Consider the following 24565-nt stretch of genomic DNA (forward strand, 5'->3'; position numbering starts at 1 on the left):
ACGAGGGACTAATGAAAATCACAATGGTTTAATTCGAGAATTTTTACCAAAGGGAAAATCATTTAATTTAGTACCTATTCAAATGATAACAACTATACAAAATGCGTTAAATAATAGACCTAGACGTATACTAGACTATGATACACCTCATACTATGTTTAATCGTTTGTGTGCAACGACATAAACTATAACAGAATAGGTGTAACCGTAAAGGTTCGCTACGCTAATACCTTGACCGTTACACCTATTCCATTACAAAACAACTATGTCGCACACAGACATAGACTGTGACTTTAGGATTTTTCATGTACTGTTGCACTTGGCTTTACAATTCGAGGTTCAGAAAATAATAATGAATTGGACGGGACTGTAGAAGTAGATGAAACTTATATCAGTGGTAAAAATAAGAATCGCCATAACTCTAAAAAGGTTAAAAATGCACAGGGGCGTTCTCTGAAAGATAAAACTCTTGTTGTTGGTATGATTGCACGAGAAGGGAAATTGAACGCTCATAAAGTAACCGATACAGGCACAAAAACTCTAACAGGACAAATCGTAAAATTTGTGAAAGACACTGCTCAACTTTACACTGACGAATGGTTGGGGTATAATAAAGTTGCGAAAATGTACGACCATGCTTTTGTGAATCATGGTGCTCGTGAATATGTTATTGATGATGTCTATACAAATACGATTGAAGGGTTCTGGGCAGGTCTCAAACGTGGTGTGCTAGGAATCTACCCCTCTTGGTCTAAAAAACATCTACAAGATTATGTAGATGAGTTTGTCTTTCGTTATAATACCCGAACAAGGCTGACAACGACCGTTTCAATCTTCTATTGGCATCTTCAGAAGTTCGTACTACATACAAGGAGTTAGTCCATGGATAAACTACATGCAGAAATGGAGCGAACAGTTTCTAAAACAATTGATAATAAGCTAGTAGATTATCAAATTTCTCTTTCTGATAATTTTTACACCAAATATCTTAGTTACTATGACTGCCCTTACACTCAGGAAGTAGTTAAATCACACCGAAAATTTTTCCAAGACCTATCCTATTATGCGATTTATCAAAAACTTGGAGAAGTCACAAAAATTAGCATACAAGCTCGACTTTCTGAGTTAGATACTTTAGTAGATATTTCAGACAATAAAGATGAATTTGATACTTTCTTTTACAAAAAGTTTCAGTTTAAACTACCTGAGATTCCATTTGAGGAAGAAAAGCTAGAGCTTTCCAGTTTTGATTTAAAATTGCAACAGGCTCTAAATTATAATCCTAAAGAAGATAAGGAAGGTGCAAGATGGATTGGTATGACTACATGATAAAGGCATCAGAGCAATCACGGTTTAATGCTAGTCACTGGTTTCGCTATCTGCGAAAAGTTATTTTTGAAGACCATTCTTATTTGACGGACGAAGATGTCGAAAAATTATTAGCTTCTAAAGAACTAACAGATTTCCAAAAGGTTAGTTTGAAATATGCTATTCAAGAACATACACCAACTCATGAATATGTGGTTTCGTTAAATAAACCAGCCAAATTAGCCAATGTACAAAAAATGATGGAGAAATACAGACATGGATAAAATGAAACCTGTTTTTGAAGTCTTGAACCAAGAGTTGTCCCAAGCCAATCTTCATTTAACCATTATTTGTGTTGGTGGCTATGTTTTAGAGTATCATGGTTTGCGAGCTACACAAGATGTAGATGCTTTTTATGAAGAAAGTCAGAAAATCAACGAAATTATTGCTCGTGTAGGGCAACGCTTTAATTTGAACACTGACGAAGAACTATGGCTCAATAATAATGTGGCAAACATGAACAAACAGCCACCATTACATTTGTGTGAGACCCTATATTCATTCGAAAACTTAACTGTTTTAGTTGCTCCAATTGAATACATATTGGGTATGAAGATGGTTAGCACAAGAGAGCAGGATTTGAAAGATATTGGAGCAATCATCAAATATAAACACTTCCATTCACCATTTAATACCTTTGATGGTTTGAAGAAAATGGGATTTGATAGCATTGATTTCTCCATGCTCCTAGAAGGCTTCAGTCATGCCTATGGGATAGACTGGCTAGAAGAATTTTTTAAAGAAAATCAGGATAAACTGAGAAGATATTATTGATAGTCAGGACAGCAGAAAAGACGATTTCCTAATTTGGAAGTCGTTTTTCTTGATGTTGTCGAAACACTACATATTGTGGTTAGTGTAAACTGATATATAGTTCCCAAAAACAAAATAGAATACAGGTGTAAGGGTATGTTTTTTTAGTGTCAGGTATCATGTGGCTTTTACTAATATAATAAAATGCATATCAGTTTGAATGTCCCTCACATTATGGTGATTTGATTTTTTAGTGATATAAAAATAATTGTGTTGGTGAACTTTTTTGGTTACCAACACGATTTATTGTACACTCCTCATTTTTGTATTAAGGAATGGTGTGTATTATTCTTTAAATTCTATGTCAAATGGTGTGGGTATCTTCCTTTCGAAAGTCCCCCACACCAAATAGTATAGAAATATTTTTTATAGTTAATGTGTTTTAAGGCTGTTTAACAGCTCCAGCTTTTTCTAACTTTTCGGTAACAGATTCTAAAGTGAGCTGTGAAGCATCTGTTATATCATCATCCATAATAAATCCTGGTAAATTTTTGGCAGCTTTAAAATCTAGTATGGTATAATCCAAAATAACATGTTCTTTGATTAAAGTGTCTGTAATGTCTAATGTTTCAGTAATTCCTTTAACACTTTGATACTGTTTAGAAATAGGTCGTATAGATTGTTCAGCTTGTTTTTGTGTGATACCAAGATCACTTAGTTTAAGCTCTGCAAATATTTCTTGTTTAGTGACCAAACCATCTTTAGCTGTGAAAGTGATGAGCAGTTCTCCGCCTTTGACAGAATGTTTATAGGTCACTTTTTTTTCTGGAGATTGACAAGCGACCAAGAAAATTGCGACAATAAATGCGATACATATTTTTTTTATGTGTTTCATAAAAATCCCTCCTTGTATTATAATGAGTATATTATATTGTTGAAACAAATTCAAGTGAAAACGTCAAAATAGCTAAAAAATGAGCATGTCTATTACCGATATATTCAACTTTTAAAACCGATAACATTGTAAAAAAGGATAAATTTTGTGAAAATATATTATAATTGGTAAATACGAGATATAAATACTTTTAATGTAGAGAAATTAAAAAAATGTTAATTTTATATGGTTTTGAGAGAAACTATGATATGATAAATAAAAAGCAAATGGAGAGAAATTATGCGTATATTAGTAGTAGATGATGAACGGGAAATCGTTGATTTATTAAGTATTTATTTGCGTAAAGAGGGACATCAAGTCATTAAAGCCTATGACGGTACTATGGCTTTGAAAAAACTGGTAGAATATCCTGAAATAAAATTGATGATTTTAGATATTATGATGCCTAAAAAAGATGGGCTAAGTGTTGTAAAAGAAGCAAGAGAACAAAATATTGATATTCCAATCTTACTCCTTAGTGCTAAAGGCGATAACATGGATAAAATTAAAGGGCTAAGACTTGGTGCTGATGATTATGTTGTCAAACCATTTCATCCTTTAGAAATTATGGCACGTGTCAATGCGTTGTTGAAACGTTACCGTACCATTCAACATGATCACGAAGACTTGGAAATTGGGACATTAACGATAAAAAAAGCTGAGCATAAAGTACTCACATCTAGTAATGAGAGTGTGGCATTAACTGCCTTAGAGTTTGGTATTCTTTATTTACTTGCCAGTAATCCGAATAAAGTATTTAGTGTAGACGATATTTTTGAGCAAGTATGGCAACAAGATAGTGTGGTTTCAGCTAAAACAGTCATGGTGCATGTAAGTCATTTAAGAGATAAATTAGAAAAAGCAACAGGTGGTGAAAAAATTGTTGAAACTGTGTGGGGTGTTGGCTACAAGATTTCAAAAGTATAAAGCACAATGGAGAATGATTAGACAATTAGATGCACACGAGTTTAACCGTCTAGTCATAGAAGCCTTTATTACTGCTCTAGCCATGATAATGATTTATTTTGGATGTGTCTTTTTAATTGGGAAATTATTAAATCCTTCACCAACAGATTTTGCTCGTACGTGGCAATTAAAAGAACGCCTAGGTATTACTCAAGATATGGTCGTATGGGGACGCTCTGTGTTTACGTTTATGATGCTTATTATTTCGCTTTGGTTTATTAGATGGCGTTTAGTCAGACGGTACCGACATATTGAGTTACGCCATTTATTAAAAGAACTGGACTATATTGCCGATGGTCATTATGAACATCGCATCTCAGAAAATTTAGTTGGTCGCTTAGGGAGTGTCGCTTTAAGTATCAATAAATTAGTAGATAGTACACTAGCTGCAATGGAAGAAGAACGTTTAGTTGAGCAGACAAAAAATGAACTGATTGCAAATGTTAGTCACGATATTAGAACCCCCTTGACTTCGGTTATTGGATATTTAGGTTTGTTGGAAGATAAACAATATGAAAATGAAGAAGAATTGGCGCAATATATTCATATTGCGTACATTAAATCTCAACAAATGAAAAAACTTTCGGATAACCTTTTTGAATATATTCGTGTTCACAACTATAAAGAAAACCTCAATTATCAAACCATTTCCATTAATCATTTTTTAACACAAATAGCTGCTGAATATGAAGTGGAAGCATTAAATCTAAATATGCAAATTTATGTGGATGTTCACCCAGAATACTTAACAATGCGGATTGATGCGGAGAAAATGGCACGAGTTTACGATAATTTATTATCAAATGCGTTTAAATATAGCCGTGCTACTGAAATTCATTTAATAGCACGAGTTGTGGATAACTTTATCGAGTTACGTGTTGAAAATAACGGAGATAAAATTCATGCAGAAGCCTTAGGTAAGCTATTTACAAGATTTTTCCGTGAGGAACAATCACGATCTAGTCAAACAGGAGGCACGGGGCTAGGTTTATCAATTGTTGAAAGTATTGTTCATTTACATCAAGGACAAGTGTATGCAGAATCTGATTGTCAAAAAACAGTATTTATTATTCGCTTAAAAAAACATATCTAATAATGAAATGTATATTTTAAGGTTAATTGTGGTATAATGGACAGAAAGTGAGAAAATGAGTATGGTAAATATTCGATTAGCAAATTTAGATGATGCTAAACAGATGAGTCAAGTACATGCTAGAACATGGAAAGTAGCGTACAAAGGAATTTTTGCACAGAGTTATTTAAACCAATTACCAGATACAGCTTGGGAAGAATCGTTTAAACGTGGCATACAAGCAAAGAAAAGTCTTTTTCTGGTTGCTGAAGTTGATCATCAAATAGTTGGTTGTATTACAGGTGGACGTACAAGATGGACAGATGAGGAAAAAGGAGAAATTTATAGTTTATATGTGCTTCCGGAATACCAACATCAAGGCATTGGCAAAAGTTTAGTGATAACTATATTGGAAAGTCTGTATTGTCAGTATAATAGTGTTTATGTCTTGGCAGTTGATAGAAACACTAAAGCAAGACGTTTTTATGAGTGCCTTGGATTTAAAGATACGGGACAAATAAAAAAAAGTGAGTTGCACGGTGCAGTGTTTTCAAACTGTCTTTATGAGAAAATGAAAAAGGTCAACTATTGATTTTTTAGACGTACAAAGGTATTATAGAAAGGCTAAAAGTGATAGGACAACAACGATTTTGAATTGAATAGATACTAATAAAAGGAGGAAAATATGAAAGATATAAAACTGATGTCACTTGGTGGTGTACGTGAAAATGGAAAAAACATGTACGTCGTAGAAATCAATGACACAATTTTTATTTTAGATTGTGGGTTAGTGTACCCAGAAGATGAATTATTAGGAATTGATGCTATTATTCCAGATTTTACTTATTTAGAAGAGAATGCTAATAAAATTGCAGGGATTTTTTTAACACATGGACATGCTGATGCTGTGGAGGCATTAGCTTACTTACTACAAAAAATAAAAGCACCTGTTTTTGGAACAGCTTTAACAATTGAAATTGCAAAATTGTCTGCAAAAGAACAAGGGTTAAATAGTAGAATTAAAGACTTTTATGTTATAGATGAAAGTACGGAAATTGAGTTTAAAGATGTTATGGTTTCATTTTTTAAAACAACACATTCTGTACCTGATTCAGTTGGTATTGTATTGACAACTGATCGAGGTTCTATTGTCTATACAGGAGATTTCCGTTTTGACCAAAGTGCTAGTGAATTGTATCGTACCGATTTTAGTCGCTTAGTGGAAATTGGGAACGCAGGTGTTTTAGCCTTGTTAAGTGATTCGTCAAATGCTGATACACACTTGGAAAATGATAGTGAGCTGCAAATTGCTAACGATATGTTAGATACTTTTGCAAATGAAAAGGGACGAATTGTAGTGTCTTGCGTTGCAAGTAATATTTTACGTGTTCAACAAGTTATTGATGCGGCTTATGCAACAAATCGAAAAGTCTTTTTAACGGGACGCTCTTTAGTTGAAATTATTGGCGTTGCACTGAAACTGAAAAAATTGGTCTTGCCTGATAAACATATTTTATGCAAATTGCCCGAATTAAAAAAATACCGTGACGAAGAAATCGTCATTTTAGAAACGGGGCAAAAGGGAGAACCTATTCATGCTTTACAACGTATGGCAAGACAAAGACACCCACAAGTCAATTTAAAAGAGGGGGATTTAGTCTATATTGCCACAACACCGTCTGTGTCAGTAGAAACAATGGTAGCAAGAACGAAAGACTGGATTTATCGTGCAGGAGCTAGTGTGAAGTCTGTTTCTGATAACGTGCGTGCATCAAGCCATGCCTCTCCAAATGATTTAAAGTTATTAATGAACTTATTAAAGCCACAATATGTTATTCCAGTTAATGGAGAATTTCGAATGATGATGAAACATGCACATTTAGCATGTGAAGTTGGCATTGATGAGAAAAATATTTTCTTATTAGAAAAAGGCGATATTTTACATTACCAAAACGGAAATATGCAACTAGCAGGACGTGTGCCGACAGGAAATATTTTAATTGACGGAAGCAGTGTAGGAGATATTGGAAACATTGTGCTTAGAGATCGAAAAATTTTATCTGAAGACGGTGTATTAGTGGCAGTGCTAACCATTTCACGTCGCTTAGGAATTATTTTAGCCGAACCACAAATTATTTCACGTGGCTTTGTTTATATGAGAAACAGTGGAAATATTATGCAAGAAAGTTCTGCACTAGTTAAAAAGGTAGTAGAACAACATCTTACACAACTTGATTTTGATTGGGGAAGATTACGTTCAGAAGTTCGTGAGGAACTTAGTCAATTTTTATTTGAACAAACTAAGCGTCGACCGGTTGTTTTGCCGATTATTATGGAAGCATCAAGTTATAAAATGCCTAATGAGCAATAGATAGGAGGAAAAATCATGAAAAAAATAAAAGAATATATTTTAGTTTTAACTCTATCTTTAGTTTTGGCTTGTGTACTAACGTTTATTTTGAGTAATAGCAGATTTGTCTTTTTAAATTTAAACACCATTTTATTAAGCACGTTTCCTATCATTATTTTGTTCTATCGACATGGATTTTATCCAGCATTCCTAGTAGGTGCTATTTATGGAATAGGGGTAGGCATTATCGTTATGCTTTTTGATAAAGGGAATATGCTCACGGTGGCTGCTTATTCTATTTTAGGAATAAGTTTAAGTATAAATGGCTTATTTGCTAAAAATATTCATAAGACATTAAACAATAGACGCATGAATAGTGTATGGTTAAATGTGATAACTGCAAACGGAATAATAACATTGATTATTTTTGGATTAACTTTCTTTCACGTACATACTATAAATGTTATTAGTGTCGTCTATTATGGATTGACGAGTAGTATGGTTCCTATGGTGATAGCTTATCAGAAACCAGAGTGGATTTTAACAAAACGTAGTCCGTTTTTATCACGGAAAGAACGATCTAAATTATTAAATGATTGAAAATTTATGACGAAAAAACGAAAATAGTATACATTTATTTTGATACTATACTAAAGGAGTAGGCAAAAAGTTTAAGAGGTAATGAAAAGATAAAAGACAAACAGATGTGTCACACATGATTTTCTGTTGTAGGTAAGCCTTTAAAACTTTTTATTCTACTCCTTTAAATGATTGGTAGGAAAGGAACGATATGACACTAAAAAAACAACATAAAGAAATGATTGCTATTGTATGTGCGTTATGTATTATGGCATTATTATTTTATTCATCATCAAAACCATATCAGGAACAAAGCATTACACATGATATTAATCGCTTTTTACCAAATCGTCCTTTTGAAGACTTGCTAAGGCATATTTCTTTTTTATATGGTGGGAAAGAAGTTAGCATTGCAGATAATGGATACGAAGCATTTATAGAATTTTTTATTCGTAAAGCGGCACACTTTTTTTCTTTCTTCTTCTTAGCTATGGCATGGATTTATGGGTTAAGCTCACATATTAAAAGTCAAAGCATGAAGTTGTTGGTTGTTTTATTAATTTGTGTAGGTTATGCAACTTTTGATGAGTTTCATCAAAGTTTAAATCCTAATCGTAGCCCATTACTTGAAGATGTTTTATTGGATACAATGGGATCTGTAACAGGTATGTTTGTCTATTTAATGAGTTCTTTATGTTCAAAAAGGGCGCTCAAGAAACGTAAATCATAAAACAGTAAATGCCATAATGTGTTGTGTATTTTATAAAAAAGTTTGAATAAAACTAAAATAGTATGGCAATATTTTCATACTGTTCGTTATAAGAATTTTCTAGTTAACTCTATGTTGATGTAAAAAGTAAAGATTACAATTGAAAAGAAACTCACGGAAGTTATAGAAAATTGTATCGAACAATGACAAAATGCACATTTTTCATAGAGCAGTAACAAAAGTGAGAGTTTATAAGGGAAATGCTCAATAAATAAGTTGTGGTATGAACAAAAGGGGCATAGGTGTTTTAGAAAATTGCCTAAAACCTAGTGAGCATAAGGCTATTAATTTAGACTGATACATAGTTTATTACATGTATTATCAATAATATGTACAAAGATTTGATGTATTGGGTAATTTGTTTGAAAAGAACTTAATCAGGCATAGCTTTCCTGATGAAAAATTGGTATAATAAGCTGGCTAAGGTTGGCGGACTAGATAAAATGTCTTAAAGATGAATAAGTATGAAATCACCCCTTAGAATTATAGATTTCATACTTTTTACTTTTTTGATAGTCCTATATTTTTATGAACAAAGCATATCAGAAAGAGGAATACTATGGGAAAATGTTTAGTCATTGGGTCAACAGTTTGTGATGTGATGATGTATATTGACAAGTTGCCACAGACACAACAAGATATTCATTTACATAAACAAAAAATTAGTGTGGGTGGTTGTGCGTATAATGTTGTGTCTATATTACATCACTTGAATGTGGATTACACGTTTATTTCTCCAGTAGGTACTGGAATGTATGGCGATTTCATTTTAAAAGAACTCCAACGAACAGGAATACAAACGACTATTCGGCAACCATTTGATAATGGCTGTTGTTATTGTGTAGTCGAGGCTGACGGTGAACGCACGTTTATGTCATACCATGGGGCAGAATATACTTTTAATCCAGAATGGTTAGAGGCATTATCTTTGGACGAATATGATTATATTTATATATGTGGATTAGAAGTAGAAGATGTTGACGGCGAAAAATTGGTTAGTGTGCTTTCTAAGTGTAAAGGGCAAATTGTATTTTGTCCGGGGCCTAGAGGAAAGAATATTTCGCCTCAATTATTAAAGAAAATTTATGATAATCATCCTATTATTCATTTGAACGATACAGAAATTATAGAACTCACTCAAGAAAAGGATTATTCTAAGGCATTACGTTGCCTTTATCGACAAACACAAACCAGTATTGTGATGACAAAAGGAAAACATGGTGCTGTCTATTTTGACGGACAAGCAGAACACCATGTTAAAGGTGTACCTGCACAAGTAGTTGATACAATTGGTGCAGGAGATAGCCATGTTGGCGCAATGATTGCTTCTTTAGCTAAAGGAAATTCGTTAGAAAAATCTATTGCTTTTGCCAATATTGTTGCAAGTCATATTGTTGCAACACATGGTGTTTGTTTGAGTGAACAAGTTATTGATACGTTAAAGCATACATTAGAACATGTATCATGTGATAATAATTATATGCTCGAAAAATGACGAAGGTATGTTATAATAAATCCTAGTTGAAAAGTAGTCATCAGTAAAATAGAAATTGTTTATTAAAATAAAAAGGCTTAGAAGGAGAAGAAAATGGCACAATTATTTTTTAGATATGGTGCAATGAACTCTGGAAAAACGATTGAAATTTTGAAAGTTGCACATAATTATGAAGAACAAAATAAGCCTGTCGTTATTATGACGAGTGCTTTAGATAATCGTGATGAAATCGGCTATGTGTCTAGTCGAGTAGGCTTGCGTCGTCAAGCAGAAATTATTGATGAACAGACAGATCTTTTTGAGTATGTCAACAATCTATCTTTTACACCTGCGTGTGTACTGATTGATGAGGCACAATTTTTGAAAAGAGAACATGTTTTACAAGCGGCTAAAATAGTTGATACATTGCATATTCCTGTTATGGCATTTGGATTAAAAAATGATTTTCGTAATGAGCTTTTTGAAGGCTCTAAAGAGTTATTACTTCAAGCTGATAAAATTGAAGAAATGAAAACAATTTGTTGGTTCTGTCATCGCAAAGCGTTGATGAATATGAGAATTGTTGACGGTAAGCCAGTCTATACCGGTGAACAAATTCAAATTGGAGGCAATGAATCTTATTATCCAGTGTGTCGTAGACACTATAATAATCCACCTAGTCAATTTTAGGAAATGATGTTTAGACACAAACAATATGATGTACAGCATAATGTTAAGATGCTAGATAACATAATAGTTTAGATTTATAGAAAATATATGAGTTGAATGAGTAACAACACATAAAAAAATAAAGGAGTTTATATGTTTGATCAGTTAGAAAGTTTAGTCATTCGCTATGAAGAATTATCGGAGTTAATGAGTGATCCTGATGTTATTAACGATACGAAACGATTTATGGAATTAACAAAAGAAGAGGCAAGTCTACGTGATAAAGTTGCCACGTACAAACACTATCAACAAGTCGTGCAAAGTATTAAAGATACTGAAGAGATGTTAGGCGAAAGTTTAGATGCAGAAATGTTAGAACTGGCTAAAGAAGAATTATCCAGTTTGAAAAAAGAGAAAGAACAATTAGAAGAAGATATTAAAATTATGATGTTACCGAGTGATCCTAATGACGGAAAAAACATCATTATGGAAATTCGTGGTGCTGCCGGTGGAGATGAAGCTGCTTTATTTGCAGGAAGTTTATTTAACATGTACCAAAAATATGCTGTTGCACAAGGGTGGCGTGTTGAAGTTATGGATGCTAATATTACAGGAATTGGTGGCTATAAAGAAATAACGCTTATGATTACTGGAGATAAAGTGTATTCAAAATTGAAATATGAAAGTGGAGCACACCGTGTGCAGCGTGTGCCAGAAACTGAATCGCAAGGACGTGTGCATACATCTACAGCAACAGTTGTTGTCATGCCAGAAGCAGAAGAAGTTGAAGTAGATATTCAAGAAAAAGACATTCGTGTAGACATTTATCATGCCAGTGGAGCAGGTGGTCAGCATGTCAATAAGACTGCTTCAGCCGTACGTTTAACCCACTTGCCTACAGGAATTGTAGTCGCTATGCAAGATGAACGTTCACAACTTAAAAACCGTGAAAAAGCAATGAAAGTATTGCGTGCCAGAGTATATGATCAAATTTCCCAAGAAGCACAATCTGAATATGATGCCAATCGTAAGTCAGCTGTGGGAACAGGCGATCGTTCAGAACGTATTCGTACATACAATTTTCCACAAAATCGTGTCACAGATCATCGTATTGGATTGACTATTCAAAAATTAGATCAAATTTTAGCAGGAAAATTAGACGAAGTCGTTGATGCTCTTGTTCTGTACGATCAGACACAAAAATTGGAGCAATTAAATAATGGCGGAAACTAATCGGAATACCTATGCACAAATGGTACATCAAGCTAAACAACGCTATCCACAACATGCACATCTATGTCAACGTTTGTTGTGTGATCGCTTGGACTGGACATTGACAGATTTCATGTTACACGCACATAAAGAGCCATCCATTGCCTATTGCCAACAATATGAACATGATTTAATCGAATTACATTCAGGGAAACCTTTGCAATACATAGTAGGCAAAGAATGGTTTTACGCTAGGGCATTCAAAGTGACTCCAGATACATTAATTCCTAGACCAGAAACAGAACTCTTAGTAGAACATGCTCTTTCCCTGTTAGAGCATTACGAACAGGCCAGTATTTTAGATATAGGAACAGGAACAGGTGCCATAGGTATTACGATGAAATGCCAAAGAGTGCAGGATACTGTTGTTTTATCTGATATTTCTTTACCTGCATTAGCTGTAGCAAGAGAAAACGCAAAAATGTTGCAAGCAGATGTAACATGTGTGCAAAGTGATGTGTTTAGTCATATTCAAGGAACGTTTGATTGTATTCTGAGCAATCCACCATACATTTCAAAGCAAGAAGTAAGTCAAGTAGATAAACATGTATTAGAGTATGAGCCACATTTAGCTTTGTTTGCAGAGCACCAAGGCTTAGCCATTTATGAAAAAATTGCTCGAGAGATTGCAATGTATTTAAAACCAAATGGGCATGCTGTATTTGAATGTGGATACCAACAGGCAGAACAGGTCAAAGAAATGTTTCAAAGCGTGTTCCCTAAAAAAGACATTACCATTTACCAAGACTATGCCGGATTAGATAGGGGAATTATCATTCAAGGAGGTGCAAGATGAAGACAGAGTTAATTACATCAGATTATATACAGGAAGCCGTAGAGTTATTGCAACATGGAAGAATTGTTGCCTTTCCTACAGAAACAGTTTATGGATTGGGTGCTGTTGCCAATGATGAACATGCCATTAAACGTGTGTATGAAGTCAAAGGAAGACCGAGCGATAATCCATTAATTGTACATGTATCTAGTCGAGATATTAGTGCGTATGTGAATCGTGTGCCAGAATATACTCCTGCATTACTTGAAAAATTTTGGCCAGGACCATTGACCATTATTTGTGAGGCTAAAGCAGATATTTTTGCACCGAGTGTTACTGCAGGTAGAAAAACAGTAGCGCTTAGAATGCCTAACCATGCGACAACGTTAGATTTAATTGAAAGAGTTGGATTTCCTTTAGTAGGGCCAAGTGCAAATAAATCTGGAAAACCTAGTCCAAGTCGAGCAGCGCATGTTTTAGATGATTTTTTTGGACAAATTGAGGGCGTTGTGTATGGCGAAAATTCAGGAATTGGGATTGAATCTACTGTTATTGATTTAACAGATCCTAGTGGGATTGTTATTTTAAGACCAGGAGCCATTACAGAAGCTGATTTAAAAGACTTTCCTTTAAATATATCACAAAGTATTGAACTTTCAGAAAATGAACCACCACGTGCTCCGGGAATGAAATACAAACATTATGCTCCTCGTCAGCCTATATATTTAATTGATTCACAAAGTCCTGATTTATGGAATAAGGCAATCCGTAAATTCAAGCAAGAACATTATAAAATTGGGATATTAGCTGACGATAATTTGGTAGAGTGCTTTGAACGAGATGTAGACAAAACATACCAGTTGGGTGCTATTGAAGATGCACAAAGTGCTGCAAAATATTTATATGACGGGCTTCGTTTTTTTGATAAGTCAGATGTCGATGTTATTTTAGCACAAGTTTACGAGAAAAAAGGAATAGGTATTGCGTTAATGAACCGTTTAGAAAAAGCATCTAATCATACGTATTTTAATCAAAAAGATTAAATTGGTAAGGTTGGGAAATGTACCTAAAGTCAAACAATAAAAAACGTACTGGGAAACTTTGGTTTCCCAGTACGTTTTTTAGGGGGTATGAAATAAAAAAAGTCCTCCATTACGTATAACTGGAAGAAGCAGATTTATTTTTTTACCAATAGTATTTGACTAGGACCTAAAAAGATATAAGACTCAATCGATGTTAAATGAGGGATGTTTACTCTAATATAGTCAATATCTTTGGGAGTTAGACGTGAATACTGTAGATACAATATGTTAAATAAGTCTTTAATGTATGGGGAAATAGTGTTATAATAGCAGAGATATTAGGAAAACAGAGTTAAAAAGGAGTCTGTATGATAGAACAGTTTCAACAATGGGGACCTATTTGGCAAGCATTAATTGCAGGATTATTTACATTAGGGTGTACGATGCTCGGTTCGGCAGTTGTGTTCTTTTTTAAAGAAGTTAATCAAAAATTGCTTGATATTATGATGGGTTTTGCAGCTGGTGTCATGATTGCAGCATCGTTTTGGTCTTTGCTTGCTCCAGCGATTGAGTATGCAAAGGAAGCGTATGGTATGTGGAGTTGGGTTCCAGCAGCAGTAGGATTTATGGTCGGAGGTATCTTTTTAAGAGCCTTAGATTATGTTGTTCCACATTTGCATTTGAATGCACCGCTTTCCTCTTGCGAAGGAATGACAGGTAAGTTTTCATTGTCTAAAAATATTTTATTATTTTTGGCTATTACAATTCATAATATTCCAGAGGGTCTAGCAATTGGAGTAGCTTTTGGAGCGTATGCATTAGGCATTTCAAGTGAAGCATCTATTATGGGTGCTATTGGACTAGCACTTGGAATTGGTTTACAAAATATTCCAGAAGGTGCAGCTCTATCTATGCCTATTCGAGCTGAGGGGACAAAATCCACAAAGGCTTTTTGGATAGGTTCACTATCGGCAATCGTAGAACCTTTTGCAGCAGTTTTAGGTGCAGTTGCTGTACTATCAATGAAAATTTTGCTTCCGTATGCCTTGTCTTTTGCCGCTGGAGCGATGATTTTTGTAGTCGTTGAGGAACTTATTCCTGAATCGCAACAACATAATCATTCGGATAGTGCTACATTAGGCTTGATGATAGGTTTTACGTGTATGATGATTTTAGATGTGGCATTAGGATAATGAATAGAGCATAAAATTCATAAAAAGTGAATTTTATGTTTTTTAGTATATTTTTAGACTACATTGTATGCTGTAAATGTTAATAAAGAGTAGCTATTATTTGTTGAAAGTAGGCATAAAAGATAAACTAATGGTAGCAATTGCAGCACTTAGAGAAGTGTAAGAATGTCTTAATTATTGGATAATGAGAAATAAAAGATTAAAAAAGAGTTTTTTCTAATCTAAAGTATTTCTATTTTCATTATAATTATAATAATGATATAGTTAAACAAGAGAGTATATAAGGTAAATAAGGTAAGGGATGAGATAATGAAAAAGGTTTTAATTGTAGATGATGAACAACATCTAAGAACATTATTACGGTTTAATTTAGAAAAAGCTGGATATAGTGTAGATGAAGCAACTGATGGACAAGAAGCTTTAGATAAAGTAAGTGAGCAAGCATTTGATTTTATTTTGCTTGATTTAATGATGCCAATTTTAGATGGTATTGAAGTGTGTAAACGTCTTAGACGTGACAAGTGTTTAGTTCCCATTATTATGTTAACGGCAAAAGATGATGAAGTAGATAAAATTATCGGCTTGGAATTAGGTGCTGATGATTACATGACTAAACCATTTAGTCCAAGAGAAGTGCTTGCACGCATGAAAGCTATTTTAAGGCGGACAAACAGTAGTCAATATAAGTATGAACACGAACAAAAGCGTCTGTATCTAGGAGAAATTGACGTGGATATAGATATGCGAAAAGTATGTGTGAAAGATAAAAAAGTGAAGTTAACTCCCAAAGAGTTCGATATATTGGTCTATATGTTGACCCATCAAGGTAAGGTCATTACTAGAGAACGCTTGATTGACATGATTTGGCAGTCGGATTATGTCGGAGAAACACGCATGGTTGATATGCATGTGGCAAATTTACGTGAAAAAATTGAACAAGATCCTAAAAATCCGGTCTATATTCATACTGTTCGTGGTGTAGGATATCAATGTGAGGAACGTCATGAACCTTTTATCTAAAAATCAAATCAATGGAAGCAAAGTAGTATGGAGCATGACAGGAATAATGTGGGTACTTTTCATTTTGTTTAAGTCTATTGATATGTTTTTGTATATCAGTTTGCTTTTGACAGGAATAGCACTAGCTAATACGGTAAGCCAAAAAGAGATAAAAAAAAGAGAACAGTATTTACATACTGTCTTGAGCATGGTTGATGCGTTAATTGATGAACCAAACTATAAATATTGTGATAGTAAGAGTGATTTGCTTGAACAAAAAATTAATTATTTAGCTAGAACATTGAATGAAAAAACAACTCGGATATTTCAACAACATACACAATTACACACATTGATGGAACATTTGCCAGTAGGTATTATGGTGCTGAATGCTCAAAAAAAAGTGGTATTATCTAATCAATCATTGAAAGTATTTTTAGGGGATATTTTTGAAATGATATACTTGGAGTATTTTAAATTAGACATGATACGTAGTTCCAGTTTGGTGCAATTAATTGAAAAAGCGTATTCTACAAAAGAAACGCAGAAATCTCCGGTTTATGTATATGAATCAACAGAACTGAGTGTTGATGCGCATGTCATTCCATTATTAAATACATATCAACAAGTAGATGATGTGTTAGTTATTTTATACGATTTAACGGAGTACAGACGTTTGCAAATTGCACAAAGTGATTTTGTGTCAAATGCATCTCATGAACTGAAAACACCTGTATCTATTATTAAAGGATTCGTGGAAACATTAATGGACGGTGCTAAAGATGATGAAGATGCACGAGAGAAATTTTTGGCAATTATTTATCAGGAAACTGAAAAACTTGAACAATTAATGAAAGATATTTTATTGTTATCTAAACTAGAAAAGAAAGCAATGTTAATGACAAAAGAAGTTGTGCATGTTCAACGTATCATTCATGAGAGTATTGCCTTAGTACAAGATGAGGCACAAGATAAACACATTTGTATTGATACAGATATTAGTGATGAATCAGTATGGATTATAGGAGACAAGCATCATTTAATGCAAATTATTAGCAATATATTGAGTAATGCAGTGAGATATACTAAACAAGACGGGTATATTAGAATTTGTGTTTGTGAACAGAATGATACTGTGCAAATATCAATTAAAGATACTGGTATAGGTATTTCATTAAAGGATAAGGAACGTATTTTTGAACGATTTTATCGTGGTGACAATGCACAAAAATTCAATGAGCAAGGAACAGGATTAGGATTATCTATTGTCAAAAATTTGGTAGATACAATAGGAGCGGAACTAATTGTTGATAGCCAATTAGGTTTTGGCACAAAAATGACGTTAGTTATCAAAAAATAGTGGGTGTATAATAAATCGTGTTGGTTATTTACCAGCACGATTATTTTTGTTTTATAAGACTAAAGGCGTGTATTCTAGTGATAAAGTGGACATTAATCTTATTTTTTAATCAGTAGGCTAATCAAGACATATAATTGGACGATTTTAATGAGATGTAGATTTAAAGTAATATAGACCCATTTTTTGTGTATATCACATTTTGAATATATAGTGCTGCTCCAAATATATTAACTAACAAGTATATAACAAAACTATTGCAGTACCGTGCTAGTTTTGAATAATGCAAAAAATAGTGTAAATAGTCATGTAATCTACGTATATTTATAATAGACAGTATATGTGATGTACTTATCACACAGATGTAGCAAGAAGAATGGCATATACGGTAAATAGGTAACAGTAAAACGTTTAAGGGGTAGGATATAGGTGTTTTGTTAATTTTTAGATGTTTTCAATTGTAACACATTATGCATGTATCGTAGGTAAAGAGGTTTTAATAGGAAAACTATATAAGAGAATACTTGTAGAGTATTTTTATAAATGGAGTGCATGACGAATGAGGCAAAGGCACTCTTAACGAAAAGTAAAAGGGAGGAATTGAGATGCTTGTGGCAAAAACGTCAACTAATCAGTGGTGTCATGCTAGTCAGGTAAGTAGAGAAAAAGAAACGTGTTATTTTTGTCCGAGCTGTCGTTGTAAAGTGTATTTAAGGCAGGGGAGAAATCGAACGGCACATTTTGTACACTATAAAAAGTGTGATCAAGATACGTTTTCTGAAGGGGAAACAGAGGAGCATATACAAGGGAAACTGTTACTTTATAATTGGTTGAGTCAGTGTGAGGGAAGTGTTGAATTAGAGCCTTATTTACCCAAGTTGAAACAGCGTCCAGATTTGTTGTATACAACATGTACGCAAAAGATAGCCATTGAATTTCAGTGTAGTCCGATAACATGTGAAAAAATGCTTGAGAGAACACAAGGTTATGAGCGTGCAGGGTATAAAGTCATTTGGATTGTAGGGAGAATGCATGCACAAAAGCAAACTTCTTTATTTTTGTATGCTTCTCCTGCTCCATACAGGATTTATTTGTCTGTGTCTAAAAGAGTGTTATACGCTCATTCTCATGTGATACACCGTGTAATAGAGTTACAGAAGTTATTTCATAACATACACATACAACAGCATACAATCCACTATTATCACAGAGTATCTTCTCAAGTATCCAAGTCATTTTTAAGACGAGCTTATGTTGAGCGTATTCCAATCTTTAGTTTTCCCATTCCTATTTTAACGTGTTATGCAAAGTATCCGGGATTGAAATCTAAATTTTCAGAAGTATTAAGTGTCATTTATTTTATGTGTCAAACTTTTCAAAAAGGAGATATTTATTTGATAAATAGTCATTTATGTAAATGGATAGATAAAAAGGTGATTGTGCTAGCCTTTATGCCTTTAGTAGAGAAAGAGGTTTATTTGACACATCTTATTACATTGTGTCTACAAATTTTATCTACGCTCAATTTTGTTCATTTTAAAAACAACCATTGGAAATTTATATGCAGTTTACAGGATATATGATATAATGGCTTTATTCTCATAAACAACGGAGGTAAACATGATTACATCAATAGGGCAAGTGATGCTTTATGTGGAAGATATTGAAAAGTGTGCAAAATTTTGGAAAGAACAAGCTCAATTTGAACGTGTTGAAAAACAAGAGCAAGGAAATCAAATCTATTATATAGTTGCACCGAAACTAACAAGTGATGTACAATTTGTTCTGCATGATAAGAAAATCGTGGCACAAATGAATCCAGAGTTAAATTTAGGAACACCATCAATTTTAATGGTGAGTTCTGATTTACAACAAACCTATGATTTATTTGTTGAAAAAGGTATTCATGTGAATCCGATTATGGATGTTGGTTTTATGAAAGTATTCAATTTTTCAGATTGTGAAGGCAATTATTTTGCCATTCGTCAAGAATAATGAGGAGGAAGTATATGTCAACTTTATTAGTATTCGGTCATCAAAATCCAGATACAGATACAATTTCATCAGCTATTGCATACGCTTATTTATTAAATAGAACAGGAAAACAAGCAGAAGCAGTTGCTCTAGGAGAGCCTAATGAGGAAACAAAATTTGCTTTAAACTATTTTCAAGTGGATGCTCCACGTATTGTGAGTACAGTATCTAATGAAGTCAAGCAAGTAGCTTTAGTTGACCACAATGAGTTACAACAAAGTGTTTCAGATTTAAAAGAGGTTGAAGTAACAGCCGTTATTGATCATCATAGAATTGCCAATTTTGAAACTGCTAATCCTCTATTGTATAGAGCTGAACCTGTAGGGTGTACGGCAACTATTTTATATAAATTATTTAGTGAGGAACGTGTGACTATTCCAAAAGAGATTGCTGGATTGATGTTGTCTGCTATTATTTCAGATACGTTATTGTTCAAATCTCCAACGTGTACGCCATTAGATGTACAAGTTGCTAAAGAATTGGCTGTTATTGCTGATGTAGAATTAGAAGTTTACGGATTATCTTTATTAAAAGCAGGAACTAATTTGGGAGATAAATCTGTACAAGAATTATTGAACTTAGATGCAAAAACTTTCCCAATGGGGCAAACAAGCGTTCGTATCGCACAAGTAAATACAGTTGATGAGGCAGAATTACTTGTACGTCAACAGGAATTAGAAGATGCTATGTTAAAAGAGAATGCGGATAATGGATATGATTTATTTGTTTTAGTCATTACAAATATTTTAACAAGTGCATCTGTTGTAGTTGTAGCAGGGGAACCAAAAGAAGCCATTGAACAAGCATTCAATGTCACATTAACAAATCATACAGCAACTTTAGAAGGTGTTGTATCACGTAAAAAACAAGTTGTGCCACAGTTAACAGCCGTTTTAGCTAAATAAATTGGGTTATATGCAGTGTTAGTGAATACAATAATTGAAGAGTTTATGTTAATTATTGAAAATAACACCAATTTGTCAGAAAAGATACTTACATAAACAGTTATGCAAGAAAAATTAGTAAGATATTGATATAGGCAAGTGATGTTCATATAAGTAATACTTTATCAAATTGAACATAGTAAAACGGTATAACAAGTGAGATAAAAGTATGTTATCAAAATCGTGTCGAGGAACTAAAAGTTCCTCAGCACGATTATTTTTTTCTGCATACATATGAAAGCAATAGATGTTAGTATTCAATATTAAAACATGTACAGGAAGTACTGAGTATTTTTGAAAATAATGACTATATGAAGAGATAAGCAGATAGAAGAATTTATATATGGAAAAATGTAAAAAACGAGTGGTAAAATGTTTTTTTATGTCATCAGTTTGTTAAGATACAGTTATTTTATTAGCTTCAACATTAATGATAGCAATATTTTTGTTTTAGATATAGAGAAAATTTAAAAGTGTCTTTGGAACTGGGAAAAAACTAAAATTTTAGCCTTTCGATTAAAATTTGAAAACAGCTTAGAATCAACGTTTCTGATGACGTCATTATAAGCTGTTTTTTATTTTTAAGACTTTTTTCCCAGTTCCTTCATAACATATGATTACCTTTTGTTAAAATGGTTTAAAAATCCACAATTTAATGAGAGAAATGGTATATATGATGTACGATAAAGATAGGGTAGGCATATATTAACACAATTGGGAGAATGCAATAATGTTTAAGTAGATATGTATATGAATAGAAAGCGGTATTGATATACGTGAGTTGTCTATTATGGGGTACAGGGAATAAAAAATGGCTATTTTTGACGATAGTTTATATCAAGATGTTTCAAAATAGAGTCATAATCTATTTTAAAGTTAACTGGGCATATCATTTGTTTTGTTTGAGGTTTTTATGAGATATTTTAGAGCAAGTATGATACAATGCATACAGAATAGTGGAAAGGATATGTTATGAAGTTATCGAAACGTTTAGAAATGGTTGCTCAATGCGTGCCGATTGGTGCAAGGTTGGCTGATATTGGGTCTGATCATGCGTACTTACCGAGTTATTTAGCAATGCATAAACGGATTGAATTTGCAATAGCTGGAGAAGTGGTTCAAGGTCCTTTTGAATCGGCTAAGACAACAGTTGATTTGCAATGTTTAAATCAATATGTTGATGTTCGCTTGGGTGATGGATTAGATGTCGTTTGTTTAGACGATAAAATTGATACTGTAACAATTTGTGGTATGGGTGGTGAGTTAATCACACAAATTTTAGAGCGTGGAAGATTAGCTGGTGTATTGCAAAATGTTCACACATTGATTTTGCAGCCGAATATGGCAGAAAGTCATGTCCGTAAATGGTTAATGGCACATCAGTATCGTGTTGAGCAAGAATATATTTTAAAAGAAAATCAAAAAATATACGAAATTATTGTTGCTCATGCAAGCATAAATTCTGTTGCATATACTGAAAAAGAAGTGATGTTCGGTGTATATTTGCCTTTAGAAAAATCAGATACGTTTATTGAGAAGTGGACTAATGAATTGCAGAAGATTGATGATGTCTTGGGACACTTAGAAAAATCTAGTCGAGATACAACAGACAAAAAGGCTTATTTTTTAAGAAAAAAACAAAGTATTGAGGAGATGATTCAATGATTACTGTAAGAGAAGTTGTTGCATTCTTAGAAGAAATAGCCCCACTTGAATTAGCGGAAAAATGGGACAATGTAGGACTGTTGATTGGAGATTTTGACCTGCCTGTTAAACGTATTCTGTTTACTTTAGATGTAAATAATGAAGTAGTTGAGGAGGCAATTCATAAAGGTGCTGATTTAATTATTGCACACCACCCATTAATTTTTCATGCACAAAAGACATTGATAAGACAGAATTATAATCAAAAGATGTATATGGATTTAATTAAGCATGATATTTCTGTCTATGCAGCACACACTAATTTAGATAATGCCCCTAATGGAATGAATCAATGGTTAGCCGAAGCATTGGAGTTAGAGCATATTGATGTTATGGAAGAAATTGGTGAAACAAAAGAAGGAATTGTTTATGGAACTGGACGCATTGGGAAATTACGTCAGCCTATGTGTTTAGAACAATTTGTGGAGTATGTGCATAGCCGTGTTGAGAATGCTGGGATACGCTACACAGGAGATAAACAGAAAGTTATTGAAACTGTTGCCGTTTGTGGTGGAGCAGCCCAAGAATATTACCCAGCGGCTGTGAAAAAACAAGCTGATGTTTATGTGACTGGAGATGTTAAGTACCATTATGCTCAAGAGATGTTAGATCATCAGTTGGCATGTGTTGATCCTGGGCATTATATCGAGGCGATTTGTAAAGAAAAATTATGTGAACTTTACCAACAATGGATAAAAACAAATAGAATACATGTGGAGTGTATTGTCTCAGAAGTGAATACAGATCCATTTATATTTAGAAAGTAGGAAAAAGGTATGAAAGAAAAATTAGTAGAACGATTTGTAAAATATATTAAATTTGACACGCAATCAGATGCGTATAGCCAAACGGTTCCTTCAACACCAAATCAAGTGGAGTTTGCTAAAACGATTTTAGTGCCAGAATTGGAAGAAATTGGGTTAAGTCAAGTTAAATACAACGAAAGCAATGGATTTGTGACGGCACTGTTACCAAGTAATACAGATAAAGTTGTTGATACAATAGGATTCATAGCACATATGGATACTGCTGATTTCAATGGAAAAAATATTAATCCTCAGTTTCACGAGCAATACAATGGAGAAGATATTGTTTTAAATGCTAAGGAAAATATTAAACTAAAAGTGAGTGAGTTTCCTAATTTAAAAGATTACAAAGGACAGACATTGATTACTACTGATGGAACAACCTTACTTGGAGCTGATGATAAGGCTGGCATTGCAGAAATTATAACAGCTATGGATTATTTAATTCAACACCCTGAAATTAAGCATGGAGATATTAAAGTGGCTTTTGGACCTGATGAGGAAATTGGCAGAGGAGCGAATTTATTTGATGTAGAAGATTTCGGTGCGAAATTTGCTTACACTATGGACGGTAGTCGTGTTGGAGAATTAGAGTGGGAGAGTTTTAATGCAGCTAGAGCTGAAGTCATTTTCCGTGGTAAAAATGTGCATCCAGGAACAGCAAAAGATACGATGATAAATGCGATGAGTTTAGCAGCGGATTTTATTACACGTTTACCAAAAGATATGGTACCAGAAAAAACAAGTGGACGAGAAGGTTTTATTCATCTAACAGAAATGTCTGGTAGCGTTGAAGAAGCAAGATTGGTGTACATTATTCGTGATCATGATTTTGATTTATTTGAGGAGAAAAAAGATATTCTAGTGGCATTAACATCTCAAATGAATTTTGAACAAGCCTTTAGTCGAGTACTGTTATCTATTAAAGATGAATACTATAACATGGGTGAAATTCTTGCTAAAGATATGACACCTGTACATTTAGCAGAACAAGCGATGAAAAATTTAAATATTCCAGTGATTATGAATGCTATTCGTGGAGGAACGGACGGTTCTAAATTATCCTTTATGGGATTGCCAACACCAAATATTTTTGCAGGTGGCGAAAATTTCCATGGACGGTATGAATTTGTGGCTGTTGAGTCTATGGAGAAAGCGACAGATGTTATTATTGAGATTTGTAGATTACTCGAATTGTAAAGCCAAGTGCAACAGTACATGAAAAATACTAAAGTCACAGTCTATGTCTGTGTGCGACATAGTTGTTTTGTAATGGAATAGGTGTAACGGTCAAGGTATTAGCGTAGCGAGCCTTTACGGTTACACCTATTCTGTTATAGTTTATGTCGTTGCACACAAACGATTAAACATAGTATGAGGTGTATCATAGTCTAGTAGACGTCTAGGTCTATTATTTAACGCATTTTGTATAGTTGTTATCATTTGAATAGGTACTAAATTAAATGATTTTCCCTTCGGTAAAAATTCTCGAATTAAACCATTGTGATTTTCATTAGTCCCTCGT

At 33.6% G+C, this 24565-nt stretch carries 25 protein-coding genes and 2 pseudogenes; 25 read left to right on the forward strand and 2 right to left on the reverse strand.

Annotated elements, in window-relative coordinates; all coding sequences use genetic code 11:
- From E4T68_RS09535 to E4T68_RS04885, 5 genes and pseudogenes are all read left to right on the forward strand, one after another.
- A pseudogene (locus E4T68_RS09535) lies at positions 1–184 on the forward strand (IS30 family transposase); the annotation flags it as partial.
- 173 nt (positions 185–357) lie between these two features.
- Positions 358–879 carry an IS1595 family transposase gene (locus tag E4T68_RS04870; protein ID WP_228099244.1) on the forward strand — a complete coding sequence of 174 codons (522 nt, stop codon included), beginning with the start codon at positions 358–360 and terminating at the stop codon, positions 877–879.
- A 3-nt stretch (positions 880–882) separates the two neighbouring features.
- Complete coding sequence (locus E4T68_RS04875; protein ID WP_135124681.1) at positions 883–1329, forward strand: hypothetical protein; 447 nt, start codon at positions 883–885, stop codon at positions 1327–1329.
- On the forward strand, positions 1308–1592 hold the full coding sequence (locus tag E4T68_RS04880) for a hypothetical protein (RefSeq protein WP_135124683.1): 285 nt from the start codon (positions 1308–1310) through the stop codon (positions 1590–1592). The genes E4T68_RS04875 and E4T68_RS04880 overlap by 22 nt, the downstream gene beginning before the upstream one ends.
- Positions 1585–2142, forward strand: coding sequence for a DUF6036 family nucleotidyltransferase (locus E4T68_RS04885; RefSeq protein WP_135124685.1), 558 nt, complete (start codon positions 1585–1587; stop codon positions 2140–2142). Before E4T68_RS04880 ends, E4T68_RS04885 begins: the two co-directional genes overlap by 8 nt.
- A gap of 421 nt (positions 2143–2563) precedes the next feature.
- Here E4T68_RS04885 and E4T68_RS04890 read toward each other — a convergent pair whose 3' ends face one another.
- The gene (locus E4T68_RS04890; protein WP_135124687.1) at positions 2564–3016 is read right to left on the reverse strand and encodes a DUF1307 domain-containing protein; all 453 of its coding nucleotides are present in this window, start codon (positions 3014–3016) and stop codon (positions 2564–2566) included.
- A gap of 279 nt (positions 3017–3295) precedes the next feature.
- Between E4T68_RS04890 and E4T68_RS04895 the strand changes: the two genes are divergently transcribed.
- From E4T68_RS04895 to pepT, 20 genes are all read left to right on the forward strand, one after another.
- On the forward strand, positions 3296–3982 hold the full coding sequence (locus E4T68_RS04895) for a response regulator transcription factor (RefSeq protein ID WP_135124689.1): 687 nt from the start codon (positions 3296–3298) through the stop codon (positions 3980–3982).
- Positions 3936–5114: a cell wall metabolism sensor histidine kinase WalK gene (locus E4T68_RS04900; RefSeq protein ID WP_135124691.1), complete on the forward strand. Its 1179-nt coding sequence runs from the start codon at positions 3936–3938 to the stop codon at positions 5112–5114. The genes E4T68_RS04895 and E4T68_RS04900 overlap by 47 nt, the downstream gene beginning before the upstream one ends.
- Positions 5115–5175: 61 nt before the next feature.
- The gene (locus E4T68_RS04905) at positions 5176–5685 is read left to right on the forward strand and encodes a GNAT family N-acetyltransferase (RefSeq protein WP_167753820.1); all 510 of its coding nucleotides are present in this window, start codon (positions 5176–5178) and stop codon (positions 5683–5685) included.
- A gap of 93 nt (positions 5686–5778) precedes the next feature.
- Positions 5779–7464: a ribonuclease J gene (locus E4T68_RS04910; RefSeq protein WP_135124695.1), complete on the forward strand. Its 1686-nt coding sequence runs from the start codon at positions 5779–5781 to the stop codon at positions 7462–7464.
- Between the two features lie 15 nt (positions 7465–7479).
- Entirely contained in the window at positions 7480–8043 is a 564-nt protein-coding gene (locus tag E4T68_RS04915; protein WP_135124697.1) for an energy-coupled thiamine transporter ThiT, read from the forward strand.
- Positions 8044–8233: 190 nt separating this feature from the next.
- Complete coding sequence (locus tag E4T68_RS04920) at positions 8234–8752, forward strand: VanZ family protein (protein WP_135124699.1); 519 nt, start codon at positions 8234–8236, stop codon at positions 8750–8752.
- A 598-nt stretch (positions 8753–9350) separates the two neighbouring features.
- Positions 9351–10286 (forward strand): carbohydrate kinase family protein, encoded by a 936-nt coding sequence (locus tag E4T68_RS04925; RefSeq protein WP_135124701.1) that lies wholly within the window; start codon positions 9351–9353, stop codon positions 10284–10286.
- Between the two features lie 93 nt (positions 10287–10379).
- Positions 10380–10955: a thymidine kinase gene (locus tag E4T68_RS04930; RefSeq protein ID WP_135124703.1), complete on the forward strand. Its 576-nt coding sequence runs from the start codon at positions 10380–10382 to the stop codon at positions 10953–10955.
- Between the two features lie 132 nt (positions 10956–11087).
- Positions 11088–12167 (forward strand): peptide chain release factor 1, encoded by a 1080-nt coding sequence (gene prfA, locus E4T68_RS04935; protein WP_135124705.1) that lies wholly within the window; start codon positions 11088–11090, stop codon positions 12165–12167.
- Positions 12154–13002 (forward strand): peptide chain release factor N(5)-glutamine methyltransferase, encoded by an 849-nt coding sequence (prmC, locus tag E4T68_RS04940; protein WP_135124707.1) that lies wholly within the window; start codon positions 12154–12156, stop codon positions 13000–13002. The genes prfA and prmC overlap by 14 nt, the downstream gene beginning before the upstream one ends.
- Entirely contained in the window at positions 12999–14024 is a 1026-nt protein-coding gene (locus E4T68_RS04945; RefSeq protein WP_135124709.1) for an L-threonylcarbamoyladenylate synthase, read from the forward strand. Before prmC ends, E4T68_RS04945 begins: the two co-directional genes overlap by 4 nt.
- Positions 14025–14371: 347 nt before the next feature.
- Positions 14372–15196, forward strand: coding sequence for a ZIP family metal transporter (locus tag E4T68_RS04950; RefSeq protein ID WP_135124711.1), 825 nt, complete (start codon positions 14372–14374; stop codon positions 15194–15196).
- Between the two features lie 309 nt (positions 15197–15505).
- Positions 15506–16216 carry a response regulator transcription factor gene (locus E4T68_RS04955; RefSeq protein WP_209305055.1) on the forward strand — a complete coding sequence of 237 codons (711 nt, stop codon included), beginning with the start codon at positions 15506–15508 and terminating at the stop codon, positions 16214–16216.
- Entirely contained in the window at positions 16200–17555 is a 1356-nt protein-coding gene (locus E4T68_RS04960) for a cell wall metabolism sensor histidine kinase WalK (protein ID WP_135124715.1), read from the forward strand. The genes E4T68_RS04955 and E4T68_RS04960 overlap by 17 nt, the downstream gene beginning before the upstream one ends.
- A gap of 602 nt (positions 17556–18157) precedes the next feature.
- On the forward strand, positions 18158–19135 hold the full coding sequence (locus E4T68_RS04965) for a competence protein CoiA (RefSeq protein ID WP_135124717.1): 978 nt from the start codon (positions 18158–18160) through the stop codon (positions 19133–19135).
- A gap of 37 nt (positions 19136–19172) precedes the next feature.
- A complete protein-coding gene (locus E4T68_RS04970) occupies positions 19173–19547 on the forward strand; it encodes a VOC family protein (RefSeq protein ID WP_135124719.1) in 375 nt (124 codons plus the stop codon).
- Positions 19548–19561: 14 nt separating this feature from the next.
- On the forward strand, positions 19562–20491 hold the full coding sequence (locus E4T68_RS04975; RefSeq protein WP_135124721.1) for a manganese-dependent inorganic pyrophosphatase: 930 nt from the start codon (positions 19562–19564) through the stop codon (positions 20489–20491).
- 1011 nt (positions 20492–21502) lie between these two features.
- Positions 21503–22195 carry a class I SAM-dependent methyltransferase gene (locus E4T68_RS04980; protein ID WP_135124723.1) on the forward strand — a complete coding sequence of 231 codons (693 nt, stop codon included), beginning with the start codon at positions 21503–21505 and terminating at the stop codon, positions 22193–22195.
- Positions 22192–23001, forward strand: coding sequence for a Nif3-like dinuclear metal center hexameric protein (locus E4T68_RS04985; protein WP_135124725.1), 810 nt, complete (start codon positions 22192–22194; stop codon positions 22999–23001). The genes E4T68_RS04980 and E4T68_RS04985 overlap by 4 nt, the downstream gene beginning before the upstream one ends.
- Positions 23002–23010: 9 nt before the next feature.
- Positions 23011–24240 carry a peptidase T gene (gene pepT / locus E4T68_RS04990; RefSeq protein WP_135124727.1) on the forward strand — a complete coding sequence of 410 codons (1230 nt, stop codon included), beginning with the start codon at positions 23011–23013 and terminating at the stop codon, positions 24238–24240.
- Between the two features lie 141 nt (positions 24241–24381).
- Here the strand turns inward: pepT and E4T68_RS09540 are convergent.
- Positions 24382–24565 (reverse strand): annotated as a pseudogene (locus tag E4T68_RS09540) (IS30 family transposase); the annotation flags it as partial.

Origin of the sequence: Granulicatella sp. WM01 (assembly GCF_004570605.1) — a bacterium.
Classification (GTDB): Bacteria; Bacillota; Bacilli; order Lactobacillales; family Aerococcaceae; genus WM01.